The sequence below is a fragment of the Shewanella sp. S1-49-MNA-CIBAN-0167 genome (assembly GCF_040310145.1).
GTDB lineage: Bacteria > Pseudomonadota > Gammaproteobacteria > Enterobacterales > Shewanellaceae > Shewanella > Shewanella psychromarinicola.
The window spans coordinates 16,387-33,151 of record NZ_JBEOPO010000049.1; the positions used below are offsets into that span (position 1 = coordinate 16,387).

A 16,765-nucleotide genomic window follows, 5' to 3' on the forward strand; every position below is an offset into this window, starting at 1 on the left:
ATGCAAGCCCTAGTTGCTGTTGTAATGGGTTCTAAAAGTGATTGGCCTACAATGGAAGCCGCCGCTGAAATTATGGATAAGTTACAAGTGCCTTATCATGTTGAAGTCGTTTCAGCCCACAGAACACCAGACAAGCTAATGGAATTTGCACGTTCTGCTGCAGATAAAGGCTATAAAGTCATTATTGGTGGTGCAGGCGGAGCAGCCCATTTACCTGGCATGATAGCCTCTAAAACCCGCTTGCCTGTATTGGGTGTCCCAGTGCAAAGCAAGGCCTTATCTGGCATGGACAGTTTATTGTCGATTGTACAAATGCCTAAAGGGATTGCCGTTGGCACCTTAGCCATTGGTACTGCCGGCGCGTTTAACGCAGGTTTATTAGCCAGCCAAATTTTGGCGATTAGCGATGCCGCTTTAGCTGAGCGTTTAGAAGCATTTCGTGATGAGCAAACTCGCGCGATCCTTGATAATCCCGATCCGAGAGAAGACTAATGACCTTGCCAAAAAATCTATGGGTATTGGGCGATGGTCAATTAGGTGCCATGCTCAGTCATGCAGGCCAACCGCTAGGTATTAATGTGCGTCCGGTTGATATTATGACACCATCAGATGTGCAGTTACCGCTTGAAGCTGACGACATCATTACCGCCGAACGCGAACAATGGCCAGAGTCACAGCTGAGTTTACAACTCAGCCAACACCCACATTTTATTAATGGCCCAGTATTTGGTCGTTTAGCTGATCGTTTTAGCCAAAAAAGTCTGCTCGATGAATTAGCTGTCGCCACATCGCCTTGGCAGTTAGTTAATGACAATACCACCACGCAAACACTGCATAATGCCTATGGTGAACGGGTATTATTAAAACGTCGCACCGGCGGTTATGACGGTAAAGGCCAACATTGGCTCAAGCAGGCAGAAGCGACAACCATCCCTGCCGATTGGCGCAATGAAGCCATCGCCGAACAAGCGATTAACTTTGATGAAGAAGTGTCGTTAGTGGGTGTGCGCACCCAAGACGGGCGCTGTTTATTTTATCCGTTGGCGTTAAACCTACATCAAGACGGTATTTTAATGGCATCGATTGCGCCATTAACTCGCTTAGCACCTTTGCAGGCCGAAGCTGAAGACATGCTCAGTAAGGTGATGCATGACCTTGAATATGTGGGCGTGATGGCGATGGAGTGTTTCCGTGTTGGTGAACACTTAATGGTCAATGAGTTAGCCCCTAGAGTGCACAACTCGGGCCATTGGACTCAAGCGGGTTGTCACATAAACCAGTTTGAATTGCACTTACGTGCCTTATGCAATTTACCTTTGCATCAGCCACAAGTGAACTTTCAATGTGTGATGGTTAACCTGATTGGGATTGATAAAGACGATAGATGGTTAAGCCTGCCAAATGCTGAACTGTTTTGGTACAACAAAGAAGTTCGCGTGGGCCGTAAAGTGGGTCACTTGAATCTGTCTGTGCATAATAAAGCGATGTTAGATGACAGCATTAGCCAACTAAAAGCTTGGATGCCACAGCAATATCAAGCACCGCTGGATTGGATTTTGGCCGAATTTATCAAATAGGTTTATCACATAAAGTTGCCAATAAGTACGTTAAATAACAAAAAAGGAGCCTAGGCTCCTTTTTTGTTATTTAACGTATGGGTTAACCAAAAAACACTCGCCATAACCATGACGAATCTAAATTTTCTTTACATTGATGATATTGCGCCGCGTAGGTTTTTGAACGTTTATCCACTTTATTGGCTACTGGCGTTAACCATTTTTTGGCTTTATAACTGCCGCGTTTATAACCGCCCCAACCTTCGTGATAATTTAAGTATTGGTTTTTAGCGTCCCACTTAGACACGCCATTAATTTTATGGGTTTTGTAAATAAACCAGCCCATAAAGTCCATCGCATCGTCAAAATCACTGCGGCTAGACCAACTATTACCGGTTTCTCGAACGTAATCATCCCAGGTCATGGTTTTAGCTTGCGCGTAACCATAGGCGTCACTGGCACGGCCGGTGGGAATAAAACCTAAAAAGTATTGCATTGGTGGTGCAGCATTATGTTTGAATGAACTTTCTTGATACATCATGGCTAAGGGGACATGAACTGGCACGCCCCATTTTTCACGCGTATTGACTGCAGCGTCATACCACGAGCGATGTTCTTTAAAAATAGCACACAGGTCATCTGGCTCTTGCGGTGGCGACGTGGCGCATCCCGTTAATGACAGTAATACCGTTGCGCTAACTACGCCTAAAAAACACTTCATAACACCTCTGCCAGTATCTAAGATATTGATTCTTGGCTTAGTTTTACATCAATTAAAAACCAATGCAATTATCCTTAGGAAACAACCATTATTTCAACAATGCGCCTCAAACTGAAAAAACTGAGCGGCTCTGATTGAGCACATAATTAATGGAATTGGTATTACCGTTTCATTTCACATTGATGCGATTCTGTTTGCCATACAACAGGCTGCCAATACAATGAATTTTGGCCTATATAGATTTTGTCGGTATTGAATTTGGCGCCAATATGATAACGCTGATCGGCTGCAACATTGACCGTAAATACTTTCACCTTACGAGCAGACAATAACACTTTTAATTCAGGTGAGTTGATCAGTTCAGCAACAGTAAACTTATGCTCACCTGGCGATAATAAATAATTGGGTCTTGAAATAACCGCAACATCATCTAAGTGAGTCACCACTACACGGTATAAATTGGCACTGTTGTCGGGCGCTAAGTAGCTCGATACTGTGCCACATTGAACCATTTCATCTGGCGATGAAGCACAGCCATTTAGGGCTAATGCCGCTACCGCGACAACCAGCACTCGCCAAGATGAAAAAAACTGCATGATTATTTCGCCTCGAAAGTGCCCGCAGGAACCACATCACAAAAATAGTTTTCTAAGAAAGTGGTAAAATTATCTTGTGGTTGAGCCTCTAGACTTTGCTGTTCAAGTAAAGAGAGTTTGGCCTCATTTTTATAGGTTTGCTCAATATCATGGCTTAATGGGTAATGACTTAAAAACTGATGATAATCATCGGCCAATTGCTTAACCCACACACTGTGATCTGTGCCCTTAACAACGACCTCTTGCATCACCTTGCCTGATAACGTTTTATCAGGATCATCAATCGCTTCAGCCCATGTGCTTAACGCGTCTTGGTAAGCATGGCTAGCATCACCATCGAGTAACTTCGCGAGAGTCGCTAATTGTTCAAATAGCTCGTGCATCCATTGCGTTAAGCTAATGGCCTTAGCATTACGCTGTAATTCAAGTCCAGGCTTGCGCCCTTCTAATACAACGGCTTTCAGGTTAGCACCAATTTCAGCTTCACCGACCGCGTCGGTGTCTTCAGATGGCGACAATAAGCAGTACAATAAAAATAGATCCAGAAAACGCACTTGAGTGGCATCGATCCCAACCGGGCTAAATGGATTGACATCTAAAGCGCGCACTTCAATATACTCAACGCCTGCACGCGATAGGGCCTGCGAAGGTTTTTCACCTTTTTGGGCAACACGTTTAGCGCGAATAGGTGCATAAAACTCATTTTCAATCTGCAAAATATTACTGTTTAACTGACGAAATTCACCATCAACATTGACACCAATTTGCTCAAACTGTTTCGATGGCATTTTAATTGCGGCGCCCACGCCCTCAAGATAATCAGGCAATGAGTTATAGCTAATATTGAGCGTATCTTGTTCTTTGTTGGTATAACCTAAATCACTCATGCGCAATGATGTTGCATAAGGAAGATATAAGGTGCCTTTACCGGTTTTTTCAAACTCAAAATCGACGTCTTGATCTTTTATAAATGAGCTACATAATGCCGGTGTTGAGCCAAATAAATACGGTAATACCCATACTAAACGGCGGTAATTACGGATCAGTCCAAAATAAGATTCAGAAATGAAGTCTTCAAAATTAATACTTTTGCTACAACAAGCGCTGCCATTGCCGTTAGCAATTTTGTCGTCATATAGACGTTGCCATAAATCTTGCGAAACAGAGAAATTAAAATGAACCCCGGAAATAATCTGCATTAACGCACCATAACGATGGGTTAATCCTTTACGATATAAGGTTTTCATTTTACCGTTATTGGAGGTTCCATAACGTGCTACAGGGATATCACTTACTTTACCTACATAGCATGGCATGCTAACAGGCCAGAGTTTTTGACCGTTTAAGTTACGCACACTGTAAGCATGTGTTTGGGTTAACCCCTCTAATAATTCATCAATGCTATGACAAACTGGCGTAATAAATTCTAATAGGGACTCGCTATAATCGGTAGTAATACGCGAATGCGTCAGCGCAGAACCGAGCGATTTTGGATGTTCATCTTGTGCTAAATGACCATTTTCATCAATACGCAATGCTTCACGCTCAATTCCACGTAACATGCCCAATAAAGACTCACGGCCTTGAGTGTCGCTTAAGTGTTCGACTTTTTCATTGAAAGACTTCAATTTACTACTCTCTTTTATGGATTCGCATTGCGAGTAAACAGCTAGACCTGATGATAAACGAGATGATTAGTGATACGCGAAAAAAATGTAACTAAGTATAAATCAACTTGTTTATAGGTCTTAAATTAAAAATGGCAACACTCTCTGTCACCCTTGATGGAGCCTTAAACATTATCTTTTATTTAGCGGATAACCGACACAAAATGATATTACGATTAAAGCACACCAATTAGCTCAACCTATTATATACCCAAGTCACTTCAACATGCTCGTTTCAGTACTCCTGTAGGATAACAGAACAGGGCAGTGATTGAAGACAATGGTGACGCCTTACCGAGAGCGTCGCTTCGCGACTGATAGGTTCTAGGAACTCGCAAGCTCGCCAGAGGGCGGTGCTTCGCTCCTTCTAGGTGCTAGGTTTTAGGTCCTAGATTCTAGAAGCGTAGCGTCCTCGAAGACCGCAGGTTGTCCTAGCAGCCGCAGGCGCTCTATTCCTAGACCCTAGTAGGACGCAGTCCGCCTAGAACCTAGCAGCGAAGCGTATATGTCCTGTATATATGGTTAACACTAGCGTATTTCAAGGCTAGTGTTAACCTTCGTAGTAACAAGTGTTCAACTAGTCGACAAGTGTCACCATTTCAATCTGATACCCCAGCGCTTTTAGTTGAGGTTCAACGATGGATTTATCACCGACAACTAACATCACCATCGTATTGATATCTAATAATTTACTGGCAAGTTTATTTAACTCATCCGTCGAAATGGTTTTAACAATTTCATCTTGCTGAGCGGTAAAGTTTCTATCTAACTGATAGCGCTGGATCATCCTTAAAAAACCGGCTTTTTGATACGGAGTTTCGTATTCTAACGCTTGGCTTTGCGCAATCGAACTGCGCATAAAGGCACTTTCTTCGTCGGTCATACCTGATGCTTGGTAAGCATTAATTTCGTTGACAAACTCAGCCAACGCTAAGCCGGTCACATCGCTTCTGACGCTGGCATTGGCAATAAACTGACCCGAATCTTCAGCACCACTAAATTGAGTGCGAGCGCCATAAGTGTAACCTTTATCTTCACGTAGATTAAGATTGATACGGCTGTTAAATGCTCCCCCTAATGGATAGTTCATCAAATAAGCCTTAAAGTAATCACCCGTTGTGTCGTAAGGTAACGACACTTGGCCAATATCAATGACCGACTGAGCGGCTCCCGGTTTATCAATCAAATAAATGGTGTTTTTATGGTGTGTTGGCAGTGCAGGTAATGCGGCAACCTGAGTCGCCTCGCCTTGCCATTCATTAAACATCGACAATTTTGGCATGATCTGTTGCTGATTTAAGTCTGACACCACCACCATTTGAGCATTACCGGCACGATATTGCTGCTGATAAAATTGCTTCACATCAGCCAGTGTTAATGCCGATATTGAGGTTATGGTGCCATCACTGCTGATCCCCATTGGGCTATCGGCACCGTATAGCAATTTTGAAAAGCCACTGCGAGCAAGATAGTTCGCATCGGACATTTGATGTTGCAAGCCTTGCAACTGCTGCTGCTTCAGTCTTTCAAAATCTGCCGCCACAAAACCTGGGCTAAATAAGCGCTCTTTAACGATGGCAAGCGTGGCATCAAGATTTTCGGTCAAACTTGATACTTTAATGTAACTCTGTGAATTACTCGCGCCAAAGCTAATTGACGAACCCAGAAGATCAAGCGCGCCAGCCAGTGCTTCACTGCTGCGTTGCGCACTTGACTCATTAAGCATGGACGCAGTTAACTCGGCCAGACCCGCCTGATTGATGGGTGCTAAGCGATGACCGCCATCTAAATAAATAAGCAATTCGACCGTTGGGGTTTCATCACTTTCGGTGCCCATGACGTTAATGCCATTGGCGAGTTGACTGTCCCACAATTGTGGCACGGTCAATAACGGTGCGGCGGCAGACGACGGCATTTTATTACGATCAAATGAGGATTTAGCTAAGGTAATATCGGTTAATCCCGTTACCGCATCTTGTGCTATTGGCAAGGTACTAGGCTCGAAATTATCAGCATGGGCAATCAATTGCGTTTGCCCTTCTGGCACCACACTCATCACTACCATTGGCTTATTTTTAATGTAGGTATTAAACACGCGCATCACATCGGCTTGGGTCACATTGGCATAACGGGCTAAATCTGATGCCACCATGTCCGGTTTGCCAAAAAAGGTTTGATTGGAGGCAAGTGTTGATACTTTTCCGGCCACGCTTTGCATCCCAAAAATAGTCGACGCTTCGAACTGCACTTTGACTTTCTGTAAGTCGTCGTCGGTAACACCGCGTTGTTCAAACTCAGCGATGGTTTGATTAATTTTGATTTCAAGTTCAGCAAGACTGCCGCCTTTAGCGGGGTTCGCCACTGCGTAGAGTGATAGCTGGCAGGTGAGCTCTTGGCAAGGATGGCTCACCGCAGCTTGTACCGCATAGCCATCTTTGACTAAGTTTTTATAAATAAGCGAGGTTTTGCCGCCACCGAGAATATTGGCCAGTAGATCTAATGGCGCTTCATCTTTGTGCTGCACGTAAACCGTTGGGAAACCTATATAAATCAGCGGCAAATGTACTTTGTCTTCCATTGAGATATAACGAGTTTTATCCAATGTCACCATGGTTTTAGCTTCAGGCTTAACCGCAGGTCCTGCTGGGATTTCACCAAAATACTTATTTACCCATGTCAGCGTTTGCATTTCATTAAAGTCACCACCAATGGTTAAGGTGGCATTGTTAGGCCCATACCAACGTTGGAAGAAATGCTTCACGTCATCAACCGTGGCGCGATTTAAATCGTCTGGCCAACCAATAACAGGCCAAGAGTACGGATGCCCCGCAGGATAAAATGCTTGGTTAAAACGCTCATTCAATCGCCCATATGGACGGTTATCAATCCGCTGTGCGCGTTCATTTTTAACGGTTTCTCGCTGTACTTCGAATTTTTCGCTCGTGAGTGCGGGTAAGAAAAAGCCCATACGATCTGACTCTAACCAGAGCATTTTTTCTAATTGGTTACTCGGCACCGTTTCAAAGTAATTGGTTCTGTCGGTATTGGTGCTACCGTTCAATGTTCCGCCGGCTTCAGTAACAACTTTAAAATGCTGTTCGTCACCAACATGTTGCGATCCTTGGAACATCATGTGTTCAAATAGATGGGCAAAACCACTGCGGCCGGCTAATTCACGCGCCGATCCCACATGGTAGGTTACATCGACATGAACTAAAGGATCAGACTTGTCTTGATGTAAAATAACGGTTAAGCCATTGGCTAACTGATATTTTTTATAGGGAATATTGACTTGATTTTCGGACGCAGTGGCCGTTTCAATTAAGCTCACGCCTTGGGGTAAACTCGGTGATTTGTGGGCGTCATATGCACAACCACTCAATGCCGCACTGATAGCTGCAGCGAATATCCATTGATTTACATTTAGTTTCAAAATCGACTCCTTTCTTATTACAACAAACATAACCACAGTTGCAGAAATGACAAAATATCAGTACTCAACCATATACATAACCAAGAATACGATGACGCTGTAACGTAATAGCTTACCGATAAACATCAACAATGAAGCAGGCACAATGGGCATTTTCAGCCACCCAGCCAGTAAACATAACAAATCACCGATTATCGGTAACCAAGACAATAGTAAGGCCCACAGACCATATTTTTCAATCCATGCCAGTGCATAGCGATATTGACGTCGTTGAATATCTTGTGGGTTTTTGGCTAATCGCCCTGCACGACCAAGGCCATAGCTGGTTATCGCCCCCAGCGTATTCCCTATGCTGGCCAGTATCAATAATTCAAGCCATGATGATGGTGTTTGATTCAATAATCCTACGAGTAACACTTCAGAGCCGCCAGGCAATAAGGTTGCGGCAAAAAAAGCGCCGCTGAACATCAACCACAAACTGGTCATTGATAACCCTTTTTACTAGTGTTCATATTCATTTAACGAACCCATTCATAGTGTTTTCATCATACTGACGAAGTGACAACATCACTATTTGTCGATGAATTTGCCCAGCCGATATCTTAACGTTAATCTGCTCAGAGTAAATGCGTAACAACATGATAGCTAGGGCCGATTGCTCTTTTGGGGCAACAATTTGTTCGCAAAAAAAATGATTAACACTTTGGATGAATATGATGTGGCGCAAATATTAGCGACAAAGACGCTTGTTTACCCATAAACTCACCTGTTTGGCAAATACTGCGAGCAGCATTGGTGGTTTTTTTCTACTGCGTTATCACTTATTCATCTACAACAACTCAACCTCATCAACTCTGCCTCATTAACTCTGCCTCATTAACTCTGCCTGTAGAAAATTGCCGCAAACTACCACAAAAAATCATCTTCAAAGATCAACAGGCTCTCATCAAATGGTGACAACATCCATTACCTCAAAGCTTCATTTTGTGCCACGCCATTTAGGTGCATTGGCCCGTTATAGCTTAATCAGTTAATGATTAGTAAAAAAACGTAAAGTTATAATAACAAAGTTAATTATTCATATAAGTTATAATAACAAAGTTAGTTATTCATCTAAGTTATAATAAAATAACGTTGTTTGTCATTCGTTCAGTTCATACAATGCAGTTAATATTTATTAACCTTATCAGGTTGATTAGCGAACGGTTGAGTATAAACACCATCTATCGCCTTCAACAAGCTAGACAGTAATACAGCACCATATCGCCATCGAAAGGTTTAGCTTTTAGTAATTAATCACTCATTAGTGAACGTAATGAGTCAAGCACAACGACGTTGTCTAGTCAGATTTAGTGACGTCATAATGACATAATTTGGAACTTTCATGATATTGAAAACGCTCAATCGCATCCCTTTTTGGCAGAAAGTCATTGCTGGTTTTGTTTTGGGGACGCTCACAGGCGTCGGCTTAGGTGAATCAGCCGTGATGTTAAAACCGCTTGGCGATTTGTTCATTAGTGCCATTAAAATGCTGGTCGCTCCTTTGGTATTTTGCGCCATAGTGGTCAGTATTACTTCGCTGGGTTCGCAAGGTAATTTAAAACGCTTAAGCTTTAAAACCTTAGCCATGTTTATGTTTACTGGCACGATAGCTTCATTTATTGGGTTAACGGTTGGCAGTCTTATGGACATGGGCGGTAACCTCGCGTTAGCCACTTCTGAAGTGCGTGAACGAGATATCCCTGGCTTCGCACAAGTGCTGCTTAACATGATCCCTGTTAATCCATTTGCCTCTTTAGCTGACGGCAATGTATTGCAAATCATCGTTTTTGCCGCTTTGGTTGGTATCGCCATTAATACTGTTGGTGAGAAAGCTGCCCCCTTAAAAAATGCCATCGAAGCCGGTGCTGAAGTGATGTTCCAATTAACACGTATGGTGTTAAAGCTAACGCCAATTGGTGTATTTGGCTTAATGGCATGGGTTGTGGGCGAGTATGGGTTAAGCACGTTATTGCCTTTAGGTAAGTTTATTCTCGCGATTTATATTGCCGCCTTAATACACATAGTGTTTGTTTATGGCGGATTAGTGAAATTTGCTGCTGGTCTTAGTCCGTTGAAGTTTTTCCGCAAAGCCATACCAGCACAAATTGTCGCCTTTAGTACCGCATCAAGTTTTGGAACCTTGCCAGCAAGTACTCGCTGTACTGAGGCTATGGGAGTGTCAAAACGTTACAGTGCTTTTGTGTTGCCATTAGGTGCAACCATGAATATGGACGGTTGTGGCGGAATTTACCCTGCCATTGCGGCCATTTTTATTGCTCAAATTTATGGCATCTCGCTCGATATGACTGACTATATGTTGATTGCGGTAACCGCAACGGTCGCGTCTATCGGAACCGCGGGTGTACCGGGTAGCGCGATGGTAATGTTAACAGTGACATTAGGCGTTATTGGTTTACCACTTGAAGGTATTGCCTTTATCGCAGCCATTGACCGTATTGTTGATATGATCCGCACTGCAACCAATATCACTGGCGATATGATGACCGCGGTTGTGATAGGTAAAAGTGAAGGCCAGCTTGATGTTGAACAGTTTTACTCTGACGAAACACCGGTGCAACAACCAGCCGTTTCGTGATGTTTCGCGCTAATAGCGTCAAATAGTAATAAAAAAGCGAGTATCTATTGATACTCGCTTTTTTACAAAATAGTACGCTTATCGTTTATTGATGATTAGAATTTAGCGTTTGCCCACAACCACACTTTATCGGTATCGACTTTACCAGCGCCGGCATCGCCCGCTGAGTAAGCGGCGTATTTAACGCCTACGGTATAATGTTTATCAATAGGTAAACTAAATACCGCATCTACTTCGTTACCTAAATCATTAACAGTGGCACTTGACTCGTCAGCTTCAAAATCATGATAAACCAGCGCCCATTTGCCGCCCACTAAGCTACCACCGACTGACACATAAGTATCGGCCAAGCCTTGCTTGGGTGTGGCTAAGAATTGATCTGACCAACCATTAAATGCGTGCAAAGTGGCCAGTGGCGTCGCAAAACCGTACTCGCTATTGTCAGAACCGAGTAATTCATAACCTACTTTAAAGGTTAAACCGCTAACACCTACACCGATTTCTCCTAGCATATAATCTGCAGAATATGAGGTTGTTGCCTTGTCAGCATCTTGAGTGGCATATTCTAGGGTATAAAGTAGTTTAATTTTATCGAGATTTTTGGCACCAGCAAAGCGAACACCATAGGTGTCAATACCATTGTCAATGTTAGTATCTTCTTCGAGTAAATAGCCATAAGCGCTAAGCTTACCCAAACCTAAATTGTATGATGCATTGATGATGTGATCTTTTGAATCAATGTCTTTAATGTCAGCAAAAATACGGTTGCGTTTGTAGAGGTAGCCATAATCAATGCTAAAGTCATTAATACCATATTGCAGGGTGACAGCATCGAATGTTTGGCGATCTTGACGCCAGCCGACATGGCCTAAGAAACGCATGTTATCAAGTGCTATCACTTGGCGACCCACTTTGGCTTTAAAGCCACTGCGTTTGTATTGTAAGAACGCTTGGTCTAATTCAGTGGTTTCAGGGTCTGCAATCACTGAGTAATCAGTATTATTGCCAATGGCGTCGTTGTAATCATTTACCCCAGCCACACTGCGAGAGTCTTCAAACTCAACCAAAGCGCTTAATCCATAATACTCGGCCGTCGCAAAGGTTAAGCGGGTACGCAAGGTCAATGCATCGGCATCTTTCAATGCATTTTCTTGATCGACCGATTCATAGCGTAAATTTAAATTCGCGTTTACGGTACCTTGAGTGACAGCATCGGCAACCGAAGTAACTTTGACGTCTGCGGCATTGGCGCTTCCCATGGCCAATAACACCGAACAGGTTAATGCTGATAAAGCCCATTTTTTAGCTGCAGTAGAATTGTGGCAAGCCTTATCTGCAACTTGACTAGCAAGCAGTTTGTTATTCATCTTACATCCCTAATTGTTATTTTGAGTTAAGTTAAGTTAAGTTACCGGTAAGTTAAATATACGTAAAATATATGACTATCAAGTTAACTGGTATTAACTTTAGCGGCTTCACGAATCCATTTCCGTGATTTATCCTGCATTTTAGATGCTTGTTTGCCTAGATATTGACCCTAATTCAAAATTTGCGACTTTTGACCGGTAAAATTAACGGCCTGTCGAACTAATAGTATTTTAGGCTGATGTTATCTTGGTAATAAAACTATTAACAAAAACGGTAACTTAGATACCTATAAAGAGGTATACGGATAAGCTTTCTGCTAAAAATGGACTTTAGTATGTGTTATCTTTCGATTTGTGACACCCAATATGATGGACATACAAATAAGCTAAAATACCAATATTCAGGGTGAGTCAGTGAACACTTCTTAAACTGATATAGTGCGTTTAATGAACCGACAGTACTCTTAACATATTCGTAACCTAGTCGGTTTGTTGTTTTTATTTGCAGGTTAAGAGTAGCATTTAAAAAGTAACCGTTTGGGCAATTTCTTCTTACCAATATAGTTTGTAAAACATACCGCCTTGCTGTTTATCTTTGACACCTATGTGATAAAGACTAATGCTAGGGCAAACAATTCTTTCACAACCATAACGCCACGATTGCTCGGTATTAAAAGTTAACTATGCCCATATAAATCCAATAGCAGTATCTACTTTACCTTTGAGATAAAAACAAAAAAGCCAATGCTGGCGCATTGGCTTTTCAACTCAATCGATAACGTTTAGCCTAACACTGCCAACAATACGCCGGCGGCAACGGCACTACCCAACACACCGGCAACGTTAGGGCCCATGGCGTGCATTAACAAGAAGTTTTGGTTGTTAGACTCCAATCCCACTTTATTCACCACACGGGCTGCCATTGGCACAGCAGAAACACCTGCAGCACCAATAAGCGGATTGATTTTCCCCCCAGTAAGCTTACTCATTAATTTAGCCATCAATACACCAGAAGCGGTACCAATACTAAATGCGACCGCGCCAAGGATTAAAATACCGAGGGTTTCGATACGCAGAAATTGATCAGCTGATAATTTAGAGCCGACAGCAAGACCTAAAAAGATCGTCACAATGTTGATTAACTCATTTTGAGCCGTTTTCGATAAACGGTCTACCACGCCTGATTCGCGCATTAAATTACCCAAACAGAACATGCCGATTAATGGCGTTGCTGCAGGTAAAAATAAAATGGTTAATCCTAGTACCATCAATGGAAAAATAATTTTTTCCATTTTGCTGACTTCACGCAATTGCTCCATTTTGATTTCACGTTCAGCTTTGGTGGTCAGTAGCCTCATGATAGGAGGCTGAATTAACGGCACGAGCGCCATGTAGGAATAGGCCGCAACCGCAATGGCACCTAACAATTCAGGCGCCAGTTTGGAGGCTAAGAAAATCGCTGTAGGACCATCGGCACCTCCAATAATGGCAATGGCAGCGGCATCTTGCATACTAAACTCAAAACCAGGCACCCAATTTAGGGCAATGGCACCCAGTAGTGTCGCAAAAATGCCAAATTGTGCCGCAGCACCAAGTAATAAGGTTTTAGGGTTGGCAATTAATGCCCCAAAGTCAGTTAATGCACCTACCCCCATAAAAATGAGCAATGGGAATACACCGGTTTCGATCCCTACATGATAGGCGTAGAACAGCAAACCACCTTCATCGGTAAAGCCAGCGTTTGGGATGTTGGCTAATATAGCGCCAAATCCAATGGGTAATAATAATAGTGGTTCAAAACCTTTAATTATTGCTAAAAATAGCAATAAACAACCAACCGCCATCATCAGTAGTTGACCACCACTAAAGTTGGCGACACCCGTTTCGCCCCAAAAGGCCAATAATCCTTCCATTTAGACCTCTTATGTTAGTGATAACAATGTAGAACCTACGGTTACACTGTCACCCTGCTTAACCGCTAACTGAATGACTACACCATCTTCTTGGGCACGAATTTCAGTTTCCATTTTCATCGCTTCAAGGATAATGATCACTTCACCGGCTTTGACTGCATGACCATTATCGACTAACACTTTAAAAATATTCCCCGATAAGGGTGCCGCCATGGTGCACTTAATCTCACCCGTAGTGGCTGAGGCCGCTGGTGCTGGCGTTGTAGCAACCGGCGCGGCTGAGGTGGGTGCAATATGGCTGATATCACCACCTTCACTCACTTCCACCACAAAACGTTGCCCTTCGACATTAACCGTATAAGTTGCTGGGCCACTATCGGTGTTAACTTGAAGATCATCGGCACTTGGAACAGGTTCAAAGGCATCGGGGTTGCCACGATTCTTAAGAAACTGTAGACCAATTTGGTTAAACAGCGCATAAGTCATCACGTCATCGTCAACATCAGCTGCTAAGGTGAAACCTTGCTCCGCAGACTTTTGAGCTAACTCTGCACGCAACTTGTCCAATTCAGGTGCAATCAAATCTGCCGGACGACAGGTAATGGCTTGTTCACCTTTAAGTACTCGAGCTTGAAGTTCGGCATTCACAGGTGCTGGCGTGGCGCCATATTCGCCTTTCAATACCCCTTCGGTTTCTTTGGTCATCGACTTGTAACGCTCGCCCATTAGTACGTTAATGACCGATTGCGAACCGACAATTTGCGATGTGGGCGTTACCAGCGGAGGAAAACCTAAGTCCTCGCGCACCCGTGGGATTTCGTCCAGCACCGCATCCATTTTGTCTGCTGCGCCCTGCTCTTTAAGCTGACTTTCCATGTTGGTTAACATGCCGCCAGGCACTTGAGCACGTAAAATTCGTGAATCTATCCCTTTTAACGTACCTTCAAAACGCACATATTTTTTACGCACCTCACGAAAGTAAGCGGCGATCTCTTCGAGCAGCACCATATCGTAACCGGTTGCTCTGTCAGTATCTTCAACCATGGCCACTAATGTTTCTGTCGCGCTGTGACCATAGGTTTGGCTCATCGATGAAATAGCGGTATCCAATACGTCTACGCCCGCTTCAATCGCTTTCTGATAGGTCGCAGTACTGAGGCCAGTCGTCGCATGACAATGCATAGATATCATTAAGTCGGTTTGCGACTTTAAACGACTGATAAGCTCATAGGCTTGCATAGGCTTAAGTAAACCGGCCATATCCTTAATGCATAATGAATCGGCGCCCATATCCTCAAGACGCTTGGCCATATCAACCCATGTATCAATGGTATGAACAGGACTTGTGGTAAAAGAAATAGTCCCTTGGGCATGACCACCGACATTTTTAACTGCTTTAACTGCCGTTTCTAAATTACGTACATCATTCATGGCATCAAAAATACGAAAAACATCCACGCCATTAGCATGCGCCCGTTCGACAAAACGAGTGACGACATCATCGGCATAATGGCGATAACCTAATAGATTTTGGCCTCGAAGCAGCATTTGCTGTGGTGTATTAGGCATGGCTTTTTTCAATTCGCGAATACGATCCCATGGATCTTCGCCTAAATAACGAATGCATGAATCAAATGTAGCGCCGCCCCATGACTCGAGTGACCAAAAACCCACTTTGTCTAATAGCGGCGCGATGGGTAGCATATCGTCGATACGTAAACGGGTTGCCAGTAATGATTGGTGTGCGTCACGCAGAGCGACATCGGTTAATGCTAATGGCTTGATCATAATGACTCCAAATTTATTTTGCGCGGTATTGATGTATCGCTGAGGTAATTGCGGCAATCAGCTTAGGATCTAAGCCGGTATGTCCCGGTGCACAAGGTGTTGCTGGCACTGGTGTAGCTGTCGCTGTCGCTTCTGGTGCAGGAAAAAGCTTGGCAATAATGCCAATAGCGATGATTAAGATGCTCAAAAAAATAAACACTAAGCCCATGCCCATTACCATGATGCCTAGTGCATCGGATAACTGCTCTGATATCGATGTCATGTATTCTCACTTTGTCTGTTAAACATCAAACAATTGCGTTGACTATTATGTACCGTCCCCAATGCGCGGTCACGGTGCAAAGTCACAAACTTGCACCAAGACAACAACCGCTTAACGACAACATAAAAAACTTAAACTATTTAGGAAAGCATAAATATTCAAGCTCTACGCTTATTCAATGACGTTATATTTCATGGTAAAAACAGCAAACTGAGGCTGTAAACCCAAATTCTGCCACGAAATATAAACAATTTATAACAAAAATGCTATCTTTTTGTAAATTGGTCTTACCAAATAAGTAACATTCAATAATGTCGACTAAATAAAATTCAATAAATAAGTCAAAAAAATACTAAATCTGCAATAGAATTGGCAATAACACCTTTAAATTGATAAAACCATAATTCAATCATAAGTATACTTATACTTTGTTGATTTAACACCTTGATAAAATAAATGATTAGTTATGATATGGATAACAAGTGAATAAAGATGTAAATATCACCTTTAATTTGATAAAGAGGTTACGGTTAAATGAGAAAAGGCTGTTAAAATTAACAAAAAAAAAGCCCCACATTAATGCAGGGCTTTTTTATTATGGTGCGCGTGGGAGGAGTCGAACCTCCGACCGCCTGGTTCGTAGCCAGGTACTCTATCCAGCTGAGCTACACGCGCAAAATCAGTACAAGATGCCATTCATAAATATTGCTATAGTCAGCACTTTAACAATACTCACTCTACTTAATGAATGGCGGAGAGGGAGGGATTCGAACCCTCGATGGGATTTAAAGCCCATACTCCCTTAGCAGGGGAGCGCCTTCGGC

Annotated in this window: 12 protein-coding genes and 1 tRNA gene; 3 read left to right on the top strand and 10 right to left on the bottom strand. The window is 43.0% G+C overall.

Annotated elements, in window-relative coordinates:
- Window positions 1-492 carry a 5-(carboxyamino)imidazole ribonucleotide mutase gene (gene purE / locus AAEZ00_RS18285; protein WP_101032438.1) on the top strand — a complete coding sequence of 164 codons (492 nt, stop codon included), beginning with the start codon at window positions 1-3 and terminating at the stop codon, window positions 490-492.
- Window positions 492-1,577: a 5-(carboxyamino)imidazole ribonucleotide synthase gene (gene purK / locus AAEZ00_RS18290; RefSeq protein WP_351089353.1), complete on the top strand. Its 1,086-nt coding sequence runs from the start codon at window positions 492-494 to the stop codon at window positions 1,575-1,577. The genes purE and purK overlap by 1 nt, the downstream gene beginning before the upstream one ends.
- Before the next feature lie 82 nt (window positions 1,578-1,659).
- Here the strand turns inward: purK and AAEZ00_RS18295 are convergent, their stop codons facing one another.
- From AAEZ00_RS18295 to AAEZ00_RS18315, 5 genes are all read right to left on the bottom strand, one after another.
- Entirely contained in the window at window positions 1,660-2,277 is a 618-nt protein-coding gene (locus tag AAEZ00_RS18295) for a transglycosylase SLT domain-containing protein (RefSeq protein ID WP_124012023.1), read from the bottom strand.
- Window positions 2,278-2,438: 161 nt separating this feature from the next.
- On the bottom strand, window positions 2,439-2,873 hold the full coding sequence (locus AAEZ00_RS18300) for a hypothetical protein (protein ID WP_124012024.1): 435 nt from the start codon (window positions 2,871-2,873) through the stop codon (window positions 2,439-2,441).
- Between the two features lie 2 nt (window positions 2,874-2,875).
- A complete protein-coding gene (gene gshA / locus AAEZ00_RS18305) occupies window positions 2,876-4,519 on the bottom strand; it encodes a glutamate--cysteine ligase (protein ID WP_351089358.1) in 1,644 nt (547 codons plus the stop codon).
- Window positions 4,520-5,117: 598 nt separating this feature from the next.
- Window positions 5,118-7,973, bottom strand: a complete 2,856-nt coding sequence (locus tag AAEZ00_RS18310; RefSeq protein WP_502959336.1) for a M16 family metallopeptidase — start codon at window positions 7,971-7,973, stop codon at window positions 5,118-5,120.
- 57 nt (window positions 7,974-8,030) lie between these two features.
- Window positions 8,031-8,459, bottom strand: coding sequence for a YqaA family protein (locus AAEZ00_RS18315; protein WP_101032444.1), 429 nt, complete (start codon window positions 8,457-8,459; stop codon window positions 8,031-8,033).
- An 898-nt stretch (window positions 8,460-9,357) separates the two neighbouring features.
- On the opposite strand from AAEZ00_RS18315, the gene AAEZ00_RS18320 reads away from it, so the two are divergent.
- Window positions 9,358-10,611 carry a dicarboxylate/amino acid:cation symporter gene (locus AAEZ00_RS18320; RefSeq protein ID WP_101032445.1) on the top strand — a complete coding sequence of 418 codons (1,254 nt, stop codon included), beginning with the start codon at window positions 9,358-9,360 and terminating at the stop codon, window positions 10,609-10,611.
- A gap of 95 nt (window positions 10,612-10,706) precedes the next feature.
- Here AAEZ00_RS18320 and AAEZ00_RS18325 read toward each other — a convergent pair whose 3' ends face one another.
- From AAEZ00_RS18325 to AAEZ00_RS18345, 5 genes are all read right to left on the bottom strand, one after another.
- Complete coding sequence (locus tag AAEZ00_RS18325; RefSeq protein ID WP_351089360.1) at window positions 10,707-11,870, bottom strand: alginate export family protein; 1,164 nt, start codon at window positions 11,868-11,870, stop codon at window positions 10,707-10,709.
- A gap of 890 nt (window positions 11,871-12,760) precedes the next feature.
- Entirely contained in the window at window positions 12,761-13,891 is a 1,131-nt protein-coding gene (locus tag AAEZ00_RS18330; protein WP_101032447.1) for a sodium ion-translocating decarboxylase subunit beta, read from the bottom strand.
- Between the two features lie 9 nt (window positions 13,892-13,900).
- The gene (oadA, locus tag AAEZ00_RS18335) at window positions 13,901-15,679 is read right to left on the bottom strand and encodes a sodium-extruding oxaloacetate decarboxylase subunit alpha (protein WP_124012030.1); all 1,779 of its coding nucleotides are present in this window, start codon (window positions 15,677-15,679) and stop codon (window positions 13,901-13,903) included.
- 13 nt (window positions 15,680-15,692) lie between these two features.
- Window positions 15,693-15,941: an OadG family transporter subunit gene (locus AAEZ00_RS18340; RefSeq protein ID WP_101032449.1), complete on the bottom strand. Its 249-nt coding sequence runs from the start codon at window positions 15,939-15,941 to the stop codon at window positions 15,693-15,695.
- Window positions 15,942-16,539: 598 nt separating this feature from the next.
- Window positions 16,540-16,616, bottom strand: a tRNA-Arg gene (locus AAEZ00_RS18345).
- Window positions 16,617-16,765 lie beyond the last annotated feature (149 nt).

What these genes read in the sequence shown, in the direction of transcription:
- AAEZ00_RS18330 (WP_101032447.1), bottom strand. Translation starts at nt 13,891, where the DNA reads ATGGAAGGATTATTGGCCTTTTGGGGCGAAACGGGTGTCGCCAACTTT.
- purK (WP_351089353.1), top strand. Translation starts at nt 492, where the DNA reads ATGACCTTGCCAAAAAATCTATGGGTATTGGGCGATGGTCAATTAGGT.
- AAEZ00_RS18315 (WP_101032444.1), bottom strand. Translation starts at nt 8,459, where the DNA reads ATGACCAGTTTGTGGTTGATGTTCAGCGGCGCTTTTTTTGCCGCAACC.
- AAEZ00_RS18325 (WP_351089360.1), bottom strand. Translation starts at nt 11,870, where the DNA reads ATGGGAAGCGCCAATGCCGCAGACGTCAAAGTTACTTCGGTTGCCGAT.
- oadA (WP_124012030.1), bottom strand. Translation starts at nt 15,679, where the DNA reads ATGATCAAGCCATTAGCATTAACCGATGTCGCTCTGCGTGACGCACAC.
- AAEZ00_RS18300 (WP_124012024.1), bottom strand. Translation starts at nt 2,873, where the DNA reads ATGCAGTTTTTTTCATCTTGGCGAGTGCTGGTTGTCGCGGTAGCGGCA.
- AAEZ00_RS18340 (WP_101032449.1), bottom strand. Translation starts at nt 15,941, where the DNA reads ATGACATCGATATCAGAGCAGTTATCCGATGCACTAGGCATCATGGTA.
- AAEZ00_RS18295 (WP_124012023.1), bottom strand. Translation starts at nt 2,277, where the DNA reads ATGAAGTGTTTTTTAGGCGTAGTTAGCGCAACGGTATTACTGTCATTA.
- AAEZ00_RS18320 (WP_101032445.1), top strand. Translation starts at nt 9,358, where the DNA reads ATGATATTGAAAACGCTCAATCGCATCCCTTTTTGGCAGAAAGTCATT.
- purE (WP_101032438.1), top strand. Translation starts at nt 1, where the DNA reads ATGCAAGCCCTAGTTGCTGTTGTAATGGGTTCTAAAAGTGATTGGCCT.